This is a genomic window from Brevundimonas sp. (assembly GCF_036677305.1).
Classification (GTDB): domain Bacteria; phylum Pseudomonadota; class Alphaproteobacteria; order Caulobacterales; family Caulobacteraceae; genus Brevundimonas.
In genome coordinates, this window is record NZ_JAKFEB010000174.1 from 1 (window position 1) to 15,251 (window position 15,251).

General features: G+C 67.1%; 26 protein-coding genes. 24 read left to right on the top strand and 2 right to left on the bottom strand.

Annotated features, from left to right (window positions below; translation table 11 throughout):
• The coding region (locus V6M42_RS09850) for a hypothetical protein (RefSeq protein WP_332678361.1) at positions 1-576 on the top strand (576 nt) is incomplete at its 5' end.
• Between the two features lie 3 nt (positions 577-579).
• Here the strand turns inward: V6M42_RS09850 and V6M42_RS09855 are convergent.
• Both V6M42_RS09855 and V6M42_RS09860 read right to left on the bottom strand, forming a co-directional pair.
• Positions 580-1,671, bottom strand: a complete 1,092-nt coding sequence (locus V6M42_RS09855) for a L,D-transpeptidase family protein (RefSeq protein WP_332678362.1) — start codon at positions 1,669-1,671, stop codon at positions 580-582.
• Between the two features lie 59 nt (positions 1,672-1,730).
• A complete protein-coding gene (locus V6M42_RS09860; RefSeq protein WP_332657819.1) occupies positions 1,731-1,901 on the bottom strand; it encodes a hypothetical protein in 171 nt (56 codons plus the stop codon).
• Between the two features lie 164 nt (positions 1,902-2,065).
• On the opposite strand from V6M42_RS09860, the gene V6M42_RS09865 reads away from it, so the two are divergent.
• From V6M42_RS09865 to rpsE, 23 genes are all read left to right on the top strand, one after another.
• Entirely contained in the window at positions 2,066-3,205 is a 1,140-nt protein-coding gene (locus V6M42_RS09865) for a GNAT family N-acetyltransferase (protein ID WP_332678363.1), read from the top strand.
• 8 nt (positions 3,206-3,213) lie between these two features.
• Positions 3,214-4,122, top strand: coding sequence for a cupin-like domain-containing protein (locus tag V6M42_RS09870; RefSeq protein WP_332678364.1), 909 nt, complete (start codon positions 3,214-3,216; stop codon positions 4,120-4,122).
• A gap of 94 nt (positions 4,123-4,216) precedes the next feature.
• Complete coding sequence (locus tag V6M42_RS09875) at positions 4,217-5,083, top strand: GIN domain-containing protein (protein WP_332678365.1); 867 nt, start codon at positions 4,217-4,219, stop codon at positions 5,081-5,083.
• Between the two features lie 50 nt (positions 5,084-5,133).
• On the top strand, positions 5,134-6,021 hold the full coding sequence (locus tag V6M42_RS09880) for a GIN domain-containing protein (RefSeq protein WP_332657823.1): 888 nt from the start codon (positions 5,134-5,136) through the stop codon (positions 6,019-6,021).
• Between the two features lie 454 nt (positions 6,022-6,475).
• Positions 6,476-6,781 (top strand): 30S ribosomal protein S10, encoded by a 306-nt coding sequence (gene rpsJ / locus V6M42_RS09885; RefSeq protein WP_003164367.1) that lies wholly within the window; start codon positions 6,476-6,478, stop codon positions 6,779-6,781.
• Between the two features lie 20 nt (positions 6,782-6,801).
• A complete protein-coding gene (gene rplC, locus V6M42_RS09890) occupies positions 6,802-7,563 on the top strand; it encodes a 50S ribosomal protein L3 (protein ID WP_332659085.1) in 762 nt (253 codons plus the stop codon).
• Positions 7,563-8,264, top strand: coding sequence for a 50S ribosomal protein L4 (rplD, locus tag V6M42_RS09895; RefSeq protein WP_332659083.1), 702 nt, complete (start codon positions 7,563-7,565; stop codon positions 8,262-8,264). Before rplC ends, rplD begins: the two co-directional genes overlap by 1 nt.
• The gene (locus V6M42_RS09900; protein WP_183213206.1) at positions 8,264-8,569 is read left to right on the top strand and encodes a 50S ribosomal protein L23; all 306 of its coding nucleotides are present in this window, start codon (positions 8,264-8,266) and stop codon (positions 8,567-8,569) included. Before rplD ends, V6M42_RS09900 begins: the two co-directional genes overlap by 1 nt.
• A gap of 4 nt (positions 8,570-8,573) precedes the next feature.
• Entirely contained in the window at positions 8,574-9,407 is an 834-nt protein-coding gene (gene rplB, locus V6M42_RS09905; RefSeq protein ID WP_332678366.1) for a 50S ribosomal protein L2, read from the top strand.
• 3 nt (positions 9,408-9,410) lie between these two features.
• Positions 9,411-9,689 (top strand): 30S ribosomal protein S19, encoded by a 279-nt coding sequence (rpsS, locus tag V6M42_RS09910; RefSeq protein ID WP_332678367.1) that lies wholly within the window; start codon positions 9,411-9,413, stop codon positions 9,687-9,689.
• 3 nt (positions 9,690-9,692) lie between these two features.
• Positions 9,693-10,073 carry a 50S ribosomal protein L22 gene (gene rplV, locus V6M42_RS09915; RefSeq protein WP_056615236.1) on the top strand — a complete coding sequence of 127 codons (381 nt, stop codon included), beginning with the start codon at positions 9,693-9,695 and terminating at the stop codon, positions 10,071-10,073.
• Entirely contained in the window at positions 10,073-10,822 is a 750-nt protein-coding gene (gene rpsC / locus V6M42_RS09920) for a 30S ribosomal protein S3 (protein WP_332659661.1), read from the top strand. Before rplV ends, rpsC begins: the two co-directional genes overlap by 1 nt.
• Positions 10,823-10,825: 3 nt before the next feature.
• Entirely contained in the window at positions 10,826-11,269 is a 444-nt protein-coding gene (rplP, locus tag V6M42_RS09925; RefSeq protein ID WP_284223197.1) for a 50S ribosomal protein L16, read from the top strand.
• Positions 11,266-11,463 (top strand): 50S ribosomal protein L29, encoded by a 198-nt coding sequence (gene rpmC / locus V6M42_RS09930; RefSeq protein ID WP_055832148.1) that lies wholly within the window; start codon positions 11,266-11,268, stop codon positions 11,461-11,463. The genes rplP and rpmC overlap by 4 nt, the downstream gene beginning before the upstream one ends.
• Before the next feature lie 10 nt (positions 11,464-11,473).
• Complete coding sequence (rpsQ, locus tag V6M42_RS09935; RefSeq protein ID WP_055832150.1) at positions 11,474-11,722, top strand: 30S ribosomal protein S17; 249 nt, start codon at positions 11,474-11,476, stop codon at positions 11,720-11,722.
• A gap of 15 nt (positions 11,723-11,737) precedes the next feature.
• Entirely contained in the window at positions 11,738-12,106 is a 369-nt protein-coding gene (gene rplN, locus V6M42_RS09940) for a 50S ribosomal protein L14 (protein WP_055832151.1), read from the top strand.
• Positions 12,107-12,108: 2 nt separating this feature from the next.
• Positions 12,109-12,417, top strand: coding sequence for a 50S ribosomal protein L24 (rplX, locus tag V6M42_RS09945; protein ID WP_332659849.1), 309 nt, complete (start codon positions 12,109-12,111; stop codon positions 12,415-12,417).
• A complete protein-coding gene (rplE, locus tag V6M42_RS09950; RefSeq protein WP_300467194.1) occupies positions 12,417-12,977 on the top strand; it encodes a 50S ribosomal protein L5 in 561 nt (186 codons plus the stop codon). Before rplX ends, rplE begins: the two co-directional genes overlap by 1 nt.
• Before the next feature lie 19 nt (positions 12,978-12,996).
• Positions 12,997-13,302 (top strand): 30S ribosomal protein S14, encoded by a 306-nt coding sequence (rpsN, locus tag V6M42_RS09955; RefSeq protein WP_056615252.1) that lies wholly within the window; start codon positions 12,997-12,999, stop codon positions 13,300-13,302.
• Positions 13,303-13,316: 14 nt separating this feature from the next.
• On the top strand, positions 13,317-13,715 hold the full coding sequence (gene rpsH / locus V6M42_RS09960) for a 30S ribosomal protein S8 (protein ID WP_055832159.1): 399 nt from the start codon (positions 13,317-13,319) through the stop codon (positions 13,713-13,715).
• Position 13,716: 1 nt separating this feature from the next.
• Positions 13,717-14,250, top strand: a complete 534-nt coding sequence (rplF, locus tag V6M42_RS09965) for a 50S ribosomal protein L6 (protein WP_056615256.1) — start codon at positions 13,717-13,719, stop codon at positions 14,248-14,250.
• 3 nt (positions 14,251-14,253) lie between these two features.
• Positions 14,254-14,616 carry a 50S ribosomal protein L18 gene (gene rplR, locus V6M42_RS09970; protein WP_055832163.1) on the top strand — a complete coding sequence of 121 codons (363 nt, stop codon included), beginning with the start codon at positions 14,254-14,256 and terminating at the stop codon, positions 14,614-14,616.
• A 12-nt stretch (positions 14,617-14,628) separates the two neighbouring features.
• Positions 14,629-15,249, top strand: coding sequence for a 30S ribosomal protein S5 (gene rpsE / locus V6M42_RS09975; RefSeq protein WP_332659862.1), 621 nt, complete (start codon positions 14,629-14,631; stop codon positions 15,247-15,249).
• Positions 15,250-15,251: the final 2 nt, after the last annotated feature.

Genomic DNA, 15,251 nt, shown 5'->3' on the forward strand with positions numbered 1-15,251 from the left:
TTGCTGTACCGCTGGGGGCGGGGATTCGCGGGGGGCGACATGTTCAGACAGGGCAGCCTGGATACGCTGTGCGGCATCTACGCCATCATCAACAGCGCCCATGAGGTCTGCGCGACCTGGGACAGCCGGCTGAAGCCTGACCATCACCGGGCTCTGTTCCGGGTCCTGTGCGAGGAGCTGGCGACCGAGGGCGATCTGGCGGGCGCCCTGGCCGGCGAGGGGATGGGCGTCCAGACCCTGCGCAAGCTGCTCCGCCGCGCCCATATGTATGTCGAGGACGAGACCGGCCTGCCGTTCACCCACAAGCGCGCCTTCAACGCCGAACCGGTGACGCTGGACTGCTACTGGGACGCCGTCCGCGACCATGTGGAGGAGAATGGTCCGGGCTCGGTGCTGATCAGCCTGACCGGCCGCCACTGCCACTGGTCCTGCGTCCGCAGCGTGAGCGACGCCGGGATGGTGCTGCGCGACTCCGACGGTCTGATCCGGCTGAGCCGCGCACGCTGCACCACCGGCGCAGGGGACGACCGGCGGCACCATGTGCTGTGGCCGACCGAGACCCTGCTGATCAGCTGACGGTCAGATAAAGCGCACTTCCACGCCCGGCTTGACCCCGGCGGCCAGCTGTTCGGCGTCCCAGTTGGTCAGGCGGACGCAGCCGTTCGAGGCCGTCTTGCCGATCTTGGACGGATCGGGCGAGCCGTGGATGCCGTAGGTGTCGCGCGACAGGTCGATCCAGACCGTGCCGACCGGATTGTTGGGGCCGGCGGGCAGGACGACCTTCTGGTCGCCCCGGTCATAGCTGACCCGTGTCGGATCGTAGGTGTAGTTGGGCTCGGGCGCGACGCCGGTCACGGTGACCGTTCCCGAAGGCGCGGGGCGTTCGCTGGAGCCGATGGTGGCCGGATAGAAGGCGATCAGCTTGCCGGACGCGTCGAAGGCCCTGGCGGAGCGTTCGGTCTTGTCGATGACGATCCGGGCGACGCCCGCCAGCGGCGTATTGGTCACGGCCGGCACGACGATGGTCTGGCCGGCGCGGCGGAAGTCGACGCCGGGGTTCAGGCCCTGCAGCAGCGCCTCGGTGATGTGGAAGCGCTCGGCCAGTCGCTCGCGCGGGCTGGTGAAGTTGGTGCCGGTGCGGGCGATGTCGGCGAGCTCGCCCTGGGCCGGCGGGCTGAACGGGCCGGCGACGTCGGCGGCCGTGACGACGTACTGCGTCATCACCCGCGCGGTGTCGGCGGCGGCGAGATGCTGCAGCAGGGCGGCGTCGGCCGCGTCGCCGGCGCCGAGATTGTTGGCCTTGCGATAGGCGGCGATGGCCTGACGCGTGTTGTCGCCCGCCAGGCCGTCGATCATGCCGGGCGAGAAGACCGTACGGTCAAGAAGGATCTGAAGCCGCACCAGACCGGGATCGGGCGCGGTGGCAGGGGACGCCGTCCCGGCCTCGCCCGTGGCGGGCGCCGGGGCGGGCGGTTGCGCCGTGGTCCCCGGAGCCGCTGCAGCCTGGGGCACGCCCGCCTCGATCTGGGCGGCGGTCAGGACCGGCGCGCCGGCTTGCGGAGCCGGGGCCTGTGCCGAGGGTGAGCCCTGCTCGGGCTGGGCGGGATCGGGCGCGCCGCAGGCGGCGAGGGCGACGAGGTTGGCGGAGGCGAGGATCAGGCGAAGCGACATGGGAATCCGATGTTTGAAGGTGTCCGGACCCAATCCCTCACCGCCCCGCACGTTCCACCTCAGGGGTTCGGCTTGCCGGTCGCCGGGTCGGTCGCGGTCTCGCCCGAGTTGGACGAGCCTTCCGATCCCCGGGGTTCGGTGGCCGGGCGGGGCGGCTGGCCTTCGCGCGCCGGGGTGCGCTGGTCCTCGGTCTCGGTCTCGCGGTTCGGGGGGCGGTTCGGGTCGGTCATGAGAGGCTCCGGCGAAGGGGGTTCTGCAACGGCAACGCCTCGCAGGCCCCGGGGCTCCCGGTCATGCGCCGTTCACCATGAACGCACACCGGCCCGAAACGGGCGGCGGGTTAGAACGGCGCGGTTGGAGGCGGTCCGTCAGGGACCCGTCGCGGGACGACCGAATGGCTGCGCTTGAGGTGGAAATCGTTGCGATCGACGCGCTGGGCGAGACCCGGTGGGCGTTGTGGCGCGACATGCTGGCGGCTGATCCGGCGCTGAACAGCCCGTATTTCCGGCCCGAGTTCGCCCAGGTCGCAGGCCGCATCAGTCCGGACGCGGCCGTGGCGGTGTTCTCGCGCGCCGGCCACATCGTCGGCTTCTTCCCGCATCAGCGGCGGGGCGGGGCGCTGCAGCCCCTCGCCGCGCCCATGAACGACTATCACGGCGTCATCGCCTTCCCGGGCCAGGCCCCCTCTCTGGAAGAGGTCGCCCGGGCGCTGGGCGCGACCCGGCTCAACGTCACGGCGTGGGTTGGCGAGACGGGGCTCGGCGAGGATCGCCGCACCGTTCAGGTCGAGCTGGGCGAGGGCGGCTATGACGCCTGGTACGCCGACCGCCGGACCAACCAGGGCAAATTCTTCAAGGACAAGGAACGCGCCCGCCGCAGCATGGAGGCCGAACTGGGTCCGCTGCGGGTCGAGCGCGGCCTGCGCGATCCGGCCCTGCTGGACTGGCTGATCGATCTGAAGCGGGATCAGTACCGGCGCACGGCGCGGCACGACATCTTCGCCTGCGGCTGGACGGTCGAACTGCTGCACGCCCTGCTGAAGGAAGATCGCGACGGCTTCGGCGCGTCCATGGCGGGGCTGTGGGCCGGCGACCGGCTGACGGCGATCGAATATTCGCTGCACGCGGGCGACCAGTATCATTTCTGGTTCCCGGGCTATGAGCCCAGCCTGGCGCGCTGCTCGCCGGGCATATTGCTGAGCATGGACACCATGCGGCTGGCCTCGGAGCTGGGCTACCGCACCTTCGATTTCGGGTTCGAGGGCGAGCACTACAAAAAGTATTTCTGCAATGGCGCGCGGATCGTGCGCGAGGCCGTGGTGCTGAAGCCGGGCCTCGGCGCGGCGGTCAGCGGAGCCGCTGTCGGTGTTCTGGGCGAGCGTGGCCAGCGGCTGCGCACCAGCGTCCGGCGGCGCTGGGCGGCGATCGAGGCCTGCGAGACCACCTCGGGCGCGCGGCTGAAGGGCGCGGTGCAGGCGGCGGGCGCGGCGCTTGCAAAGGCCCGGCAGACGTCGACCCGACCCGTTCCGGCCTGAGACACACCATGAGCGCTGCCCGCACCCGCTATTCCGGCCCGATCAAACAGGCCGAGGTCCATCCGCACAGCCTGATCGAGCAGGGCTTCGCCTCGGACGAGGCCCTGGCGGCGGTGCTGGACCGCTATCCGGCGCATCTGTTCGACATCAATCTGTACGACTTTGACGATGAGGGTCAGGTCTCGCTGCGCACGGGCGCGCGGGGGCGGCTGAACGGCGAGGAACTGCTGGCGGCGATCCAGCAGGGCCGGCTGTGGGTCAATCTGCGCGAGGTCGAGACCGGCTGGCCCGAGCTGTGGGCCGCCGCCATGGACGCGTTCCGCAAGGTGCAGGGGGCCTATCCGGGCCTCCGGGCCGTGCGCAACGCCGGCCAGCTGATCCTGTCCTCGCCCAAGGCGCGGGTGCCCTATCATTTCGACGCGGCGGGGGTGGTGCTGTTCCACATGCGCGGCCGCAAGCGGATCTTCGTCTATCCGGGCGACGAGGCGCATCTGACCGAGGCGGACATGGAACAGGTCGTGTCGCGCCAGACGACCGAGGAACTGCCCTATTCGCTGGCCTTCGAGGCCGACGCACAGGTGATGGATCTCGAGCCGGGCCAGGCCCTGACCTGGCCCATCTATGCGCCGCACCGGGTCGAGAACCTGGACCGGTTCTGCGTCTCCCTGTCGATGGATTTCCAGACCTGGCCGTCGCGGTTCAGGAACGGCGCCCTCTATACCAACGCCGTGCTGCGCAGCCGGGGCGGACAACCGCGCATGACCGACCGGATGACGCCGCCCGAGCTGGCCGCGCGCTGGGCCGCCTCGCTGGCGCTGAAGCGGGTCGGGGGGCTGAAGAGCCGCATCGCCCATTTCGAGCGCGACTTCGAACCCGAGATCGGCGCGGCCGACGGCGCGGGCGCCCTGACGGCCTGAGCGGCTTTCTTACAACGGCGTCATGACCTCGATTTAAGCTGACTCGGCGCGTCGCCGGTCGCACCTTCCCGCCACATTCCGGGAGGGAGCCGCCATGAAACTCGCCATCGTATCCGCCACCGCCATCGCCGCCGCGCTCGCAGCCGTCGCCGTCGGGCCCGCCGCCGCCATGGACGGGCCGTCGGCCAAGATCAAGCACGCGGTCGCGCGCGTCGTGGTCATCGTGGAAGACCGCTCCGATATCGGCGTGGAGATAGAGCAGGGGACCTCGGGCCTTCCGGCGGTTCAGGTGAGCCGCCGCGGCGACGACGTCATCATCAACGGCGGCCTGCGGGGCGGCCTGTTCGGCAACAGCGGCATCCGCAACTGTCGGTCGGGCCCGGAGGGCGCGCGTCAGCCGGGGGAAGGCTCCTCGGTCGAGGTCCGCAATGTGGGCCGGGTCAATCTGGCCGACGCGCCGCTGGTCGTCATTCGCACGCCCCGCGACGTTGAAGTGAATGTGGAGAGCGGCGCGGTGTTCGGCGCCGTGGGCCGGGGCGCCTCGTCGATCGAGGTGGGCAACGGGGGCTGCGGCGACTGGAATATCGCCAACACGGACGGCGCCCTGTCCCTTTCCATCATGGGGTCGGGCGACATGCGCGCCGGAACGTCGGGCCGGCTGGAAGCCAACATCATGGGGTCGGGCGACATTACCGCTGGGGCGACGGGACGGCTGGAGGCCAACATCATGGGTTCCGGCGACATCAACGCTGGCGGGGTGGATGGTCCGGTCGAGGCCAACATCATGGGCTCGGGCGACATCAACGTTCCCGGCACGGTCACGAGCGTCGAGGCCAACATCATGGGCTCGGGCGACATCAATGTCGGGGGAGCCACCGGGGCCGTCACGCAAAGCATCATGGGTTCGGGCGAGATCGTGATCGCCGGCCAAGCGGTGCGCCGGGCCCGCCACGATCGCTGAGCGCCGCGTCGACGCGCCAGGACACACAATTCCGTAGAAGGAACGCCACCATGAAACTCGCCATCGTATCCGCCCTCGCCGCCGCAGCCGTGGCCGGCCCCGCCTTCGCCAAGGCCGGCCCCGAGGTCGACATCCGCCACGCCGTGGCCCGTGTCGCCGTGGTGGTCGAGGACCGCAACGACATCGCCGTCGAGATCGAGCAGGGCTCGTCCGAGCTTCCGGCCGTGCAGGTCACGCGCGAGGGCGCCAATGTCCGTATCGACGGCGGACTGGGCGGTCGCCGCGGCCTGTTCGGCCGGGGCGACGGCCTTCGCAACTGCCGGTCCGGCCCGGACAACGCCCGTACGCCGGGCGAGGGGGCCTCGGTCGAGGTGCGCGGCGTCGGCCGGGTCAATCTGGCCGACGCGCCGTTGATCGTCGTCCGCACGCCCCGCGACGTGAACCTGGAGGCGTCCGGCGCCGTCTTCGGCTCGATCGGCCGGGGCGCCGCCTCGATCGAACTGGCCAACGCCGGCTGCGGCGACTGGAACGTCGCCAATACGGACGGCCGGATGTCGCTGGACATATCGGGCTCGGGCGATATCCGCGCAGGCACCTCCTCGGGGCTGGAAGCCGCCATCGCGGGCGCCGGTTCGATCACGGCCGGAGCCACCCGGGACCTGGATGTTTCGTTGTCGGGGGCCGGCGACGTGATCGTCGCCCGCGTCGACGGGCCGACGGAAATCAGCCTCGCCGGCGCCGGCGACGTGTCGATCCGGGCAGGCGCCGCGCCCACCCTCAGCATCAATGTCGCCGGCGTGGGCGATGTCGACTTCGACGGCGTGGCCGGAGACGTGGACGTCTCCCTCGCCGGGGTCGGAGACGTGAACATCGCCCGCGCGACCGGCTCGGTCCGGCGTTCCGTCGCCGGTCTCGGCGACATCCACATCGGCAACTGACCTCCCTGTCAGCCGCCGTGACGGAGAAGGCCCGGGAGCGTGGAACCCTCCGGGCCTTTTTTCGCGCCTGCCGCAATCGGCTGACGGCGCCCGCCCTGACCCGCGTGTGGGGTGGGACCCGCGGTCGTCGACCTTCGTTCCCGTAGAAAGGCGGCAAACCCCGCGCTGACACAGTTTCGCCGCTTGACGAAAGGGGACTCAATCGTCATAAGCGCCAACTCTTGTTGGACCGGCTGTGCATCCCGCGTGTTTTTGGGATGCAGACGCGGTTCGCAGGAACGACCTCGGACCTGTTCTTTGCAGTGACCCAGGACTTCAACGGCCTTCGCGGTTCGCTGCGTGGGCCGATCGTTTTTGCGGACGTGCGTACTCTGAAGGCTTCGGCCTGAAGACCTCCGGTCTTTGAAATGGTTCACAGGGACGCAGGTTCGCCTGCTTGGGAAATACGACCGATATGGATCAAAGCATCCGCATCAGGCTCAAGGCCTTCGATCACCGCGTCCTCGACTTTTCGACGCGCGAAATCGTCAACACGGCCAAGCGCACGGGCGCGACCGTTCGCGGTCCGATCCCGCTGCCGACCCTGATCGAAAAGTTCACCGTGAACCGCTCGCCGCACGTCGACAAGAAGTCGCGCGAGCAGTTTGAAATCCGCACGCACAAGCGTGTCCTCGATATCGTCGACCCCACCCCGCAGACTGTGGACGCGCTCATGAAGCTCGACCTGTCCGCCGGCGTGGATGTCGAGATCAAGATTTAATAAGAAAGAGGCGGGATCCGATGCGCACGGGCGTGATCGCCAAGAAGCTGGGCATGACCCGCGTGTTCGCCGATGACGGCGCGCACGTACCGGTCACTGTGCTTCAGCTCGACGGCTGCCAAGTCGTCGGCCAACGTACCCAGGAGCGTGACGGCTACGTCGCTCTCCAGCTGGGCGCTGGCACCAAGAAGGCCAAGAACACCAACAAGGCTCAGCGCGAATCCTTCGCCAAGCTGGAAGTGGAACCCAAGGCCTATGTCACCGAGTTCCGCATCGATGCGGACGCCATGATGGATGTGGGCTCCGAGTTCTCGGCCGACCACTTCGTCGCGGGCCAGAAGGTCGACGTCCAGGCCGAGACCATCGGCAAGGGCTTCGCCGGCGCCATGAAGCGCTGGAACTTCGGCGGTCTGCGGGCGACCCACGGCGTCTCGGTCTCGCACCGTTCGCACGGTTCGACCGGTCAACGTCAGGATCCGGGCAAGACGTTCAAGGGCAAGAAGATGGCCGGCCACTATGGCTGTGAAGTCGTCACCACCCAGAACCTCACCGTGTTCCGCGTCGACGCCGAGCGTGGCCTGCTGCTGATCAAGGGCGCTGTCCCCGGTCACGAAGGCACCTGGGTCAAGGTTCGCGACGCCATCAAGAAGGCCCGTCCGGCCGACGCCCCGTTCCCCGGCGGCGTCAAGTCCAAGGGCGGTTCGGCTGCTGCGGCTCAACCGGCTGAAACGCCGGCCGAGGAAGCCCCGGCCGTCGAAACCACCGAAGGCGGTGAAGCGTAATGAAACTCTCTGTCATCAAACTCGACGGCAAGGCCGCCGGTGACGTCGAACTGTCGGAAGCCGTCTTCGGCATCACCGACATCCGCGGCGACATCCTGGCCCGTTACGTCAACTGGCAGCTGGCCAAGCGCCGCGCCGGCACCCACAAGGTCCAGACCCGGAACGAGAACTCTCGCACCGGCAAGAAGATGTACAAGCAGAAGGGAACCGGCGGCGCCCGTCACGGTTCGCGTCGCGCCCCGCAGTTCGTCGGTGGTTCGCGCGCCTTCGGCCCGGTCGTTCGCGACCACGGCTTCTCGCTGCCCAAGAAGGTCCGCGCCCTGGCCCTGCGCCATGCGCTGTCCTCCAAGGTCGTCGCCGGCGACCTGGTCGTCGTCGACAGCATCTCGCTGAAGGACGCCAAGACCGCCGGTCTGCGTGAGACGCTCGGCAAGCTGGGCTGGACCCGCACGCTGATCATCGCCGGCCCGGAAGTCGACACCAACTTCGGCCTGGCCGCCCGCAACATCCCGATGGTCAACGTCCTGCCGAACGCCGGCCTGAACGTTTACGACATCCTGCGCGCGGACAAGCTGGTGCTGACCAAGGCGGCCGTCGAGGCCATCGAAGCCACCTACGCCGACTACACCCCGTCGCGTCGCGAAGCCGAGGCTTCCAAGGCCGCCAAACCGGCTGCCAAGACGAAGAAGGAGGCCGCGTGATGGCTGGCGCCAACCCCACCGCAAAACACTACGACACCATCCTGTCGCCGATCATCACCGAGAAGGCGACGATCCTGTCGGAGCAGAACAAGGTCGTGTTCCGGGTTTCCGGCACCTCGACCAAGGACGAGATCGCCGCTGCGGTCGAAAGCCTGTTCAAGGTCAACGTCCTGAAGGTCAACACCCTGGTTCAAAAGGGCAAGACCAAGCGCTTCCGCGGCATCATGGGCCGTCGGGTCGACATCAAAAAAGCGATCGTGACGCTGGCTGAAGGCCAGTCGATCGACGTCACCACGGGGCTCTGATCAGATGGCCTTGAAGACTTACAATCCGACGTCGCCGGGCCGCCGCGCCCTGGTGCTGATCGACCGTTCGGAGCTCCATAAAGGACGCCCCGAGAAGTCGCTGACCGAAGGCCTGACCAAGTCGGGCGGTCGCGGCGCCGGCGGTCGTATCGCCGTCCGCTTCCGCGGCGGCGGCGCCAAGACGCTGTACCGCAAGATCGACTTCAAGCGTCGCAAGTTCGCCTCGGCGACCGTCGAACGCCTGGAATACGATCCGAACCGGACCGCCTTCATCGCCCTCATCGTCTATGAGGACGGCGAAAAGGCCTACATCATCGCGCCGCAACGCCTGAAGGCGGGCGACTCGGTGGTTGCCGGTGAAAAGGTCGACGTGAAGCCGGGCAATGCGATGCCGCTGCGCTCGGTGCCGGTCGGCACGATCATCCACAACGTCGAAATGAAGCCGGGCAAGGGCGCCCAGCTGGCCCGCTCGGCCGGCGCCTACGCCCAGCTCGTCGGCCGCGACGCCGGCTACGCCCAGATCCGTCTGGGTTCGGGCGAGCTTCGCATGGTCCTGGACGGCTGCATGGCCACGGTGGGCGCGGTTTCGAACCCCGACCACATGAACCAGAACCTCGGCAAGGCCGGCCGCGTCCGTCACATGGGCTGGCGTCCGCACGTTCGCGGCGTCGCCATGAACCCGATCGACCACCCGCACGGTGGTGGTGAAGGCCGGACCTCTGGCGGTCGCACCCCGGTTACGCCGTGGGGCAAGGACACCAAGGGCACCCGCACCCGCAAGAACAAGGCTACGGACAAGTTCATCATCCGTACCCGCCACGTGAAGAAGGCTCGCTAACCGATGGCCCGCTCCTCCTGGAAAGGCCCGTTTGTCGACGGGTATCTGCTGAAGAAGGCCGAGACGGCAGCGTCGTCGGGCCGCAAGGACGTGATCAAGACGTGGTCGCGCCGCTCCACCATCCTGCCGCAGTTTGTCGGCCTGACCTTCGGTGTCCACAACGGCCTCAAGCATGTGCCGGTGGCGGTTTCCGAAGAAATGGTCGGCATGAAGTTCGGCGAGTTCTCCCCGACCCGGTCGTTCCCCGGGCACGCGGCGGACAAGAAGGCCAAAAGGAAATAACTGATGGCCCAGACCAAAAATGAACGTCGGGTCGCCCCGACCGAAGCGCGCGCCAAGCTGGTGAACGTCCGGATCAGCCCTCAGAAGCTGAACCTGGTCGCCCAGTCGATCCGCGGCCTGCCGGTGCAGAAGGCGCTGAACGAGCTGGAATTCAGCCGCAAGCGCATCGCCACCGACGTCCGCAAGGTGCTGTATTCGGCCGTGTCGAACGCCGAGAACAACCACAACCTCGACATCGACAACCTGGTCGTCGCCGAGGCCTTCGTGGGCAAGAACCTGGTGATGAAGCGTTTCGCGAGCCGCGCTCGTGGCCGCTCGTCGCGCATCCTGAAACCTTTCGCGGAAATCACCATCGTGGTGCGCGAAGCTGGTGAGGCCGCCTGATGGGTCAGAAAATCAATCCGATCGGTCTGCGCCTCGGCGTCAACCGGACGTGGGACAGCCGCTGGTTCGCCCGCGGCGCCGAATACGCCAGCCTGCTGCACCAGGACCTGAAGCTGCGCACGTGGCTGAAGGAACGCCTGAACGCCGCCGGCGTGTCGCGCATCATCATCGAGCGTCCGCACAAGAAGTGCCGCGTGACGATCTACGCCGCCCGTCCGGGTGTCGTGATCGGCAAGAAGGGCGCCGACATCGAGAAGCTCCGCAAGGACATCTCGGCGCGCACCGAGGGTGAAGTTCACCTGAACATCGTCGAAGTGCGCAAGCCCGAGACGGACGCCCAGCTGATCGCCGAGAACATCGCGCAGCAGCTGGAACGCCGTATCGCCTTCCGCCGCGCCATGAAGCGCGCGATGCAGTCGGCCATGCGTCTCGGCGCCAAGGGCGTCCGCATCAACGTTTCGGGCCGCCTCGGCGGCGCTGAAATCGCGCGGATGGAATGGTACCGCGAAGGCCGCGTGCCGCTGCACACCCTGCGCGCCGACATCGACTACGGCTTCATCCAGGCCAAGACGACGTACGGCATCATCGGCGTGAAGGTCTGGGTCTTCAAAGGCGAAGTCCTCGAGCACGACCCGATGGCGCAGGACAAGCGCTGGGCCCAGGAAGCTTCCGGCCCGTCGTCCAACGAAGGCCGTGAACGTGGCGGTCCGCGCGGTGACCGTGGTCCCCGCCGCGGCCGTGAGGGCTAAGTCATGCTGCAACCGAAGAAAACCAAGTACCGCAAGGCCTTCAAGGGCCGCATTCACGGCGCCGCCAAGGGCGGCTTCTCGCTGAACTTCGGGTCCTACGGCCTGAAGACGGTCGAGCCGGAACGCATCACCGCGCGTCAGATCGAGGCGGCCCGCCGCGCGATCACCCGCCAGATGAAGCGTCAGGGCCGTGTCTGGATCCGCGTCTTCCCCGACCTGCCCGTCACGGGCAAGCCGGCCGAAGTCCGCATGGGTAAGGGCAAGGGCGCCGTGGATCACTGGGCGGCGCGCTGCCACCCGGGCCGGATCCTGTTTGAAATCGACGGCGTGCCGGACGACATCGCCCGTGAGGCCCTGCGTCTTGGCGCCGCCAAGCTGCCGGTCCGTACGAAGGTGGTCACCCGCCTCGACGCCGGTGTCTCGCACGTGGAGCACGTCGGAGCATGACCAAGATCGCCGACCTCCGGGCCCAGACGCCCGACCAGCTGTCCGACGAGCTGCTGAAGCTCAAGAAGGAACAGTTCAACCTGCGCTTCCAGGCCGCTACCGGCCAGATGGAAAAGACCCATCGCGTTTCGGAAGTGCGCAAGGACATCGCCCGTATTTCCACGCTTCTGCGTGCGAACCGCGCGGCGGGTTAAGGAAACGAAGATGCCCAAACGAGTTCTCGAAGGCGTGGTCGTCTCCGACAAGGGCGACAAGACTGTCGTCGTCGTCGTCCAACGCACGCTGCTGCACCCGGTCCTGAAAAAGATCGTGCGCCTGTCCAAGAAGTACCACGCTCACGACGAAGCGAACGCCCTCAAGGTCGGTGACCAGGCTCGCATCATCGAGTGCGCCCCCAAGTCCAAGCTGAAGCGCTGGGAAGTCCTGTCGGACTCCTCGGCCTCGGCCTCGTAAGAAGGATCGGATCTCATGATCCAGATGCAAACTAACCTGGAGGTAGCCGATAATTCGGGTGCTCGCCGGGTCATGTGCATCAAGGTGTTGGGCGGCTCCAAGCGCCGCTACGCCTCGGTGGGCGACACGATTGTCGCTTCGGTGAAGGAAGCGATTCCTCGCGGCCGCGTGAAGAAGGGCGACGTCGTGCGCGCCATCGTCGTGCGCACCGCCAAGGACATCATGCGCAAGGACGGCTCTGTCATCCGTTTCGACAAGTCGGCCGCCGTCATCGTCAACAAGCAGAACGAGCCGGTCGGCACGCGGATCTTCGGCCCGGTTCCCCGTGAACTGCGCGCCAAGAACCACATGAAGATCATCTCTCTGGCTCCGGAGGTCCTGTAGTCATGGCCGCCAAGATCAAATCGGGCGACAACGTCGTCGTCCTGACCGGCAAGGACAAGGGCCGCACCGGCAAGGTGACCAAGGTCCTGCCGGCGACGAACCGCGTGCTGGTGCAAGGCATCAACATGGTTCAGCGCCACACCCGCCCGACCCAGGCCGACCCCCAGGGCGGCATCAAGAACAAGGAAGCGTCGCTTCACCTGTCCAACGTCGCGATCGCCGACGCCAACGGCAAGGCCACCCGCGTCGGCTTCAAGATCGAAGGCGACAAGAAGGTCCGCTTCGCCAAGACGACGGGAGACGTCATCTGATGGCCGACACCAAATACACCCCGCGCCTCAAGGGCGACTACAACGAGCGCATCAAGGGCGTGCTGACCGAGAAGTTCGGCTACACCAACCCGATGCAGATGCCCAAGCTGGACAAGATCGTCCTCAACATGGGCATCGGCGAAGCCGTGGCTGACTCCAAGAAGGCCACCGCGGCCCTCAAGGATCTGGCCGCCATCGCCGGTCAGAAGCCCGTCGCCACCAAGGCCCGCAACTCCATCGCCGGCTTCAAGCTGCGCGAAGGCATGGTCATCGGCGGCAAGGTCACGCTGCGCGGCGACCAGATGTACGAGTTCCTGGACCGCCTGATCACGATCGCGCTGCCGCGCGTGAAGGATTTCCGCGGCCTGAAGCCGACCTCGTTCGACGGTCGCGGCAACTACGCCATGGGCCTCAAGGAACACATCGTGTTCCCCGAGATCAACTACGACCAGATCGACCAGATGTGGGGCATGGACATCATCGTCTGCACCACGGCCAAGACCGATGACGAGGCACGCGCGCTTCTCACCGAGTTCAAGTTCCCGTTCGTGACGAACTGAGCGGGAAGGGAAAGAAACCATGGCTAAGAAAAGCGCCGTAAACCGCAACGAGATGGTCAAGGCCCTCGTCGCGAAGTACGCCGACAAGCGGGCCGCCCTGAAGGCGACCGCCAACGATGAATCCCTCCCGCTTGAGGAGCGTTTCGAAGCGCGCCTGAAGCTGGCCAAGCTGCCGCGCAACTCGGCCGCCAACCGGATTCGTAACCGCTGCGAAGTGACGGGCCGTCCGCGGGCCTTCTATCGCAAGCTCAAGATGAGCCGGATCGCCCTGCGCGAACTCGGCAACCTGGGTCAGATCCCGGGTCTGACCAAGTCCAGCTGGTAAGGGGAGCGACAGACATGATGATCAACGATCCCCTGAGCGACATGATCGCTCGCATCCGGAACGCGCACATGCGCAAGCGTTCCAAGGTGCTCACCCCGGCTTCCCGTCTGCGTCAGCGCGTCCTCGACGTGCTGCAGGACGAAGGCTACATCCGCGGCTATTCGCTGGTTCAGAACCCCGGCGAATTCCCGCAGTTCGAGATCGAGCTCAAGTACTTCGACGGCCAGCCGGTCATCGCCGAGATCGCTCGCGTGTCCAAGCCGGGCCGCCGCGTCTACTCCGCGATCTCCGACCTGAAGCCGATCAAGAACGGCCTGGGCATCTCGATCCTCTCCACGTCCAAGGGCGTCATGTCGGACACCGCGGCTCGCGAAGCCAAGGTGGGCGGCGAAGTCCTCTGCAGGGTCTACTAAGATGTCCCGTATCGGAAAACGCACCATCGAGATCCCGAAGGGCGTGACTGTCACGCTCGACGGCCAGACCGTCTCGGTGAAGGGTCCCAAGGGCGAACGCTCCTGGACCGTGGCTGAAGAAATCGAAGTCACCCAGGGCGACGACGGCCTGAACCTGGCCATCCGCGAGGACAACCAGCGTTCGCGCGCCATGTGGGGCCTGTCCCGCACCCTGGTCGACAACATGGTCGTCGGCGTCACCACGGGCTTTGAAAAGAGCCTGGACCTGGTCGGCGTGGGTTACCGCGCTGCGATGAAGGGCAACGCCCTGTCGCTGCAGCTCGGCTTCTCGCACGACGTCGACATCCAGCCGCCTGCCGGCGTCACCTTCGCGGTGCCCAAGCAGACGGAAATCAAGATCACGGGCGCTGACAAGCAGGCCGTGGGTCAGATCGCCGCCGTCATCCGCAAGCTGCGTCCGCCGGAGCCCTACAAGGGCAAGGGCGTGCGCTACACGGGCGAAAAGGTCCGGCGCAAGGAAGGCAAGAAGAAGTAAGTCATGGCTCTTTCTCTTCGACAACAAGCCCAGCGCCGTACGGAGCGCACCCGCCGCCGCCTGAAGGCTGTCGCCAACGGCCGTCTGCGCCTGTCGGTGCACCGTTCGGACAAGAACATCTCGGCCCAGATCATCGACGACCTGAACGGCGTCACGATCGCCTCGGCCTCCTCGCTGGAAGGCGAGAAGGGCAAGAAGGCCAAGGGTTCGGACGTCGCAGCCGCCGCTCTGATCGGCAAGCTGGTCGCCGAACGCGCCCTCGAGAAGGGCATCAAGGATGTCGTCTTCGATCGCGGCGGCTACATCTATCACGGACGGGTGAAGGCGCTGGCTGATGCCGCGCGTGAAGCCGGCCTGAACTTCTAAGGGACGCGACAGATGGCGCAAACACCCCAACGCGGCGGCGGCGGCAACGATCGCAACCGTCGTGACAACCGCAACGCTCCCGCCGTCGACGGTCCGGATTCGGACATCGTCGAGAAGCTGGTTCACATCAACCGCGTCGCAGCCACCGTCAAAGGCGGCCGCCGGTTCTCGTTCGCGGCCCTGATGGTCGTCGGCGACGGCAAGGGCCGCGTCGGCTTCGGTCACGGCAAGGCGCGCGAAGTGCCGGAAGCCATCCGCAAGGCGACCGAAGAAGCCAAGAAGACCATGATCCGCGTTCCGCTTCGCGAGAACCGCACCCTGCACCACGACGGCTCGGGCCGTTGGGGCGCCGGCAAGATCATGATGCGCGCCGCCCCTCCCGGGACCGGCGTCATCGCGGGCGGTCCGATGCGCGCCGTGCTCGAAACCCTCGGCGTCCAGGACGTCGTGGGCAAGTCGACCGGTTCGTCGAACCCCTACAACATGATCCGCGCCACGTTCGAGGCCCTCAAGGTCCAGTCGTCGCCCCGTCAGGTCGCGTCCAAGCGCGGCAAGAAGGTCGCCGATCTGATGGGCCGTCGCAACGACGGCGCCTCGGCTCCGGAAGCGGCGCCTGAAGCCCAGGAAGCCTGAGA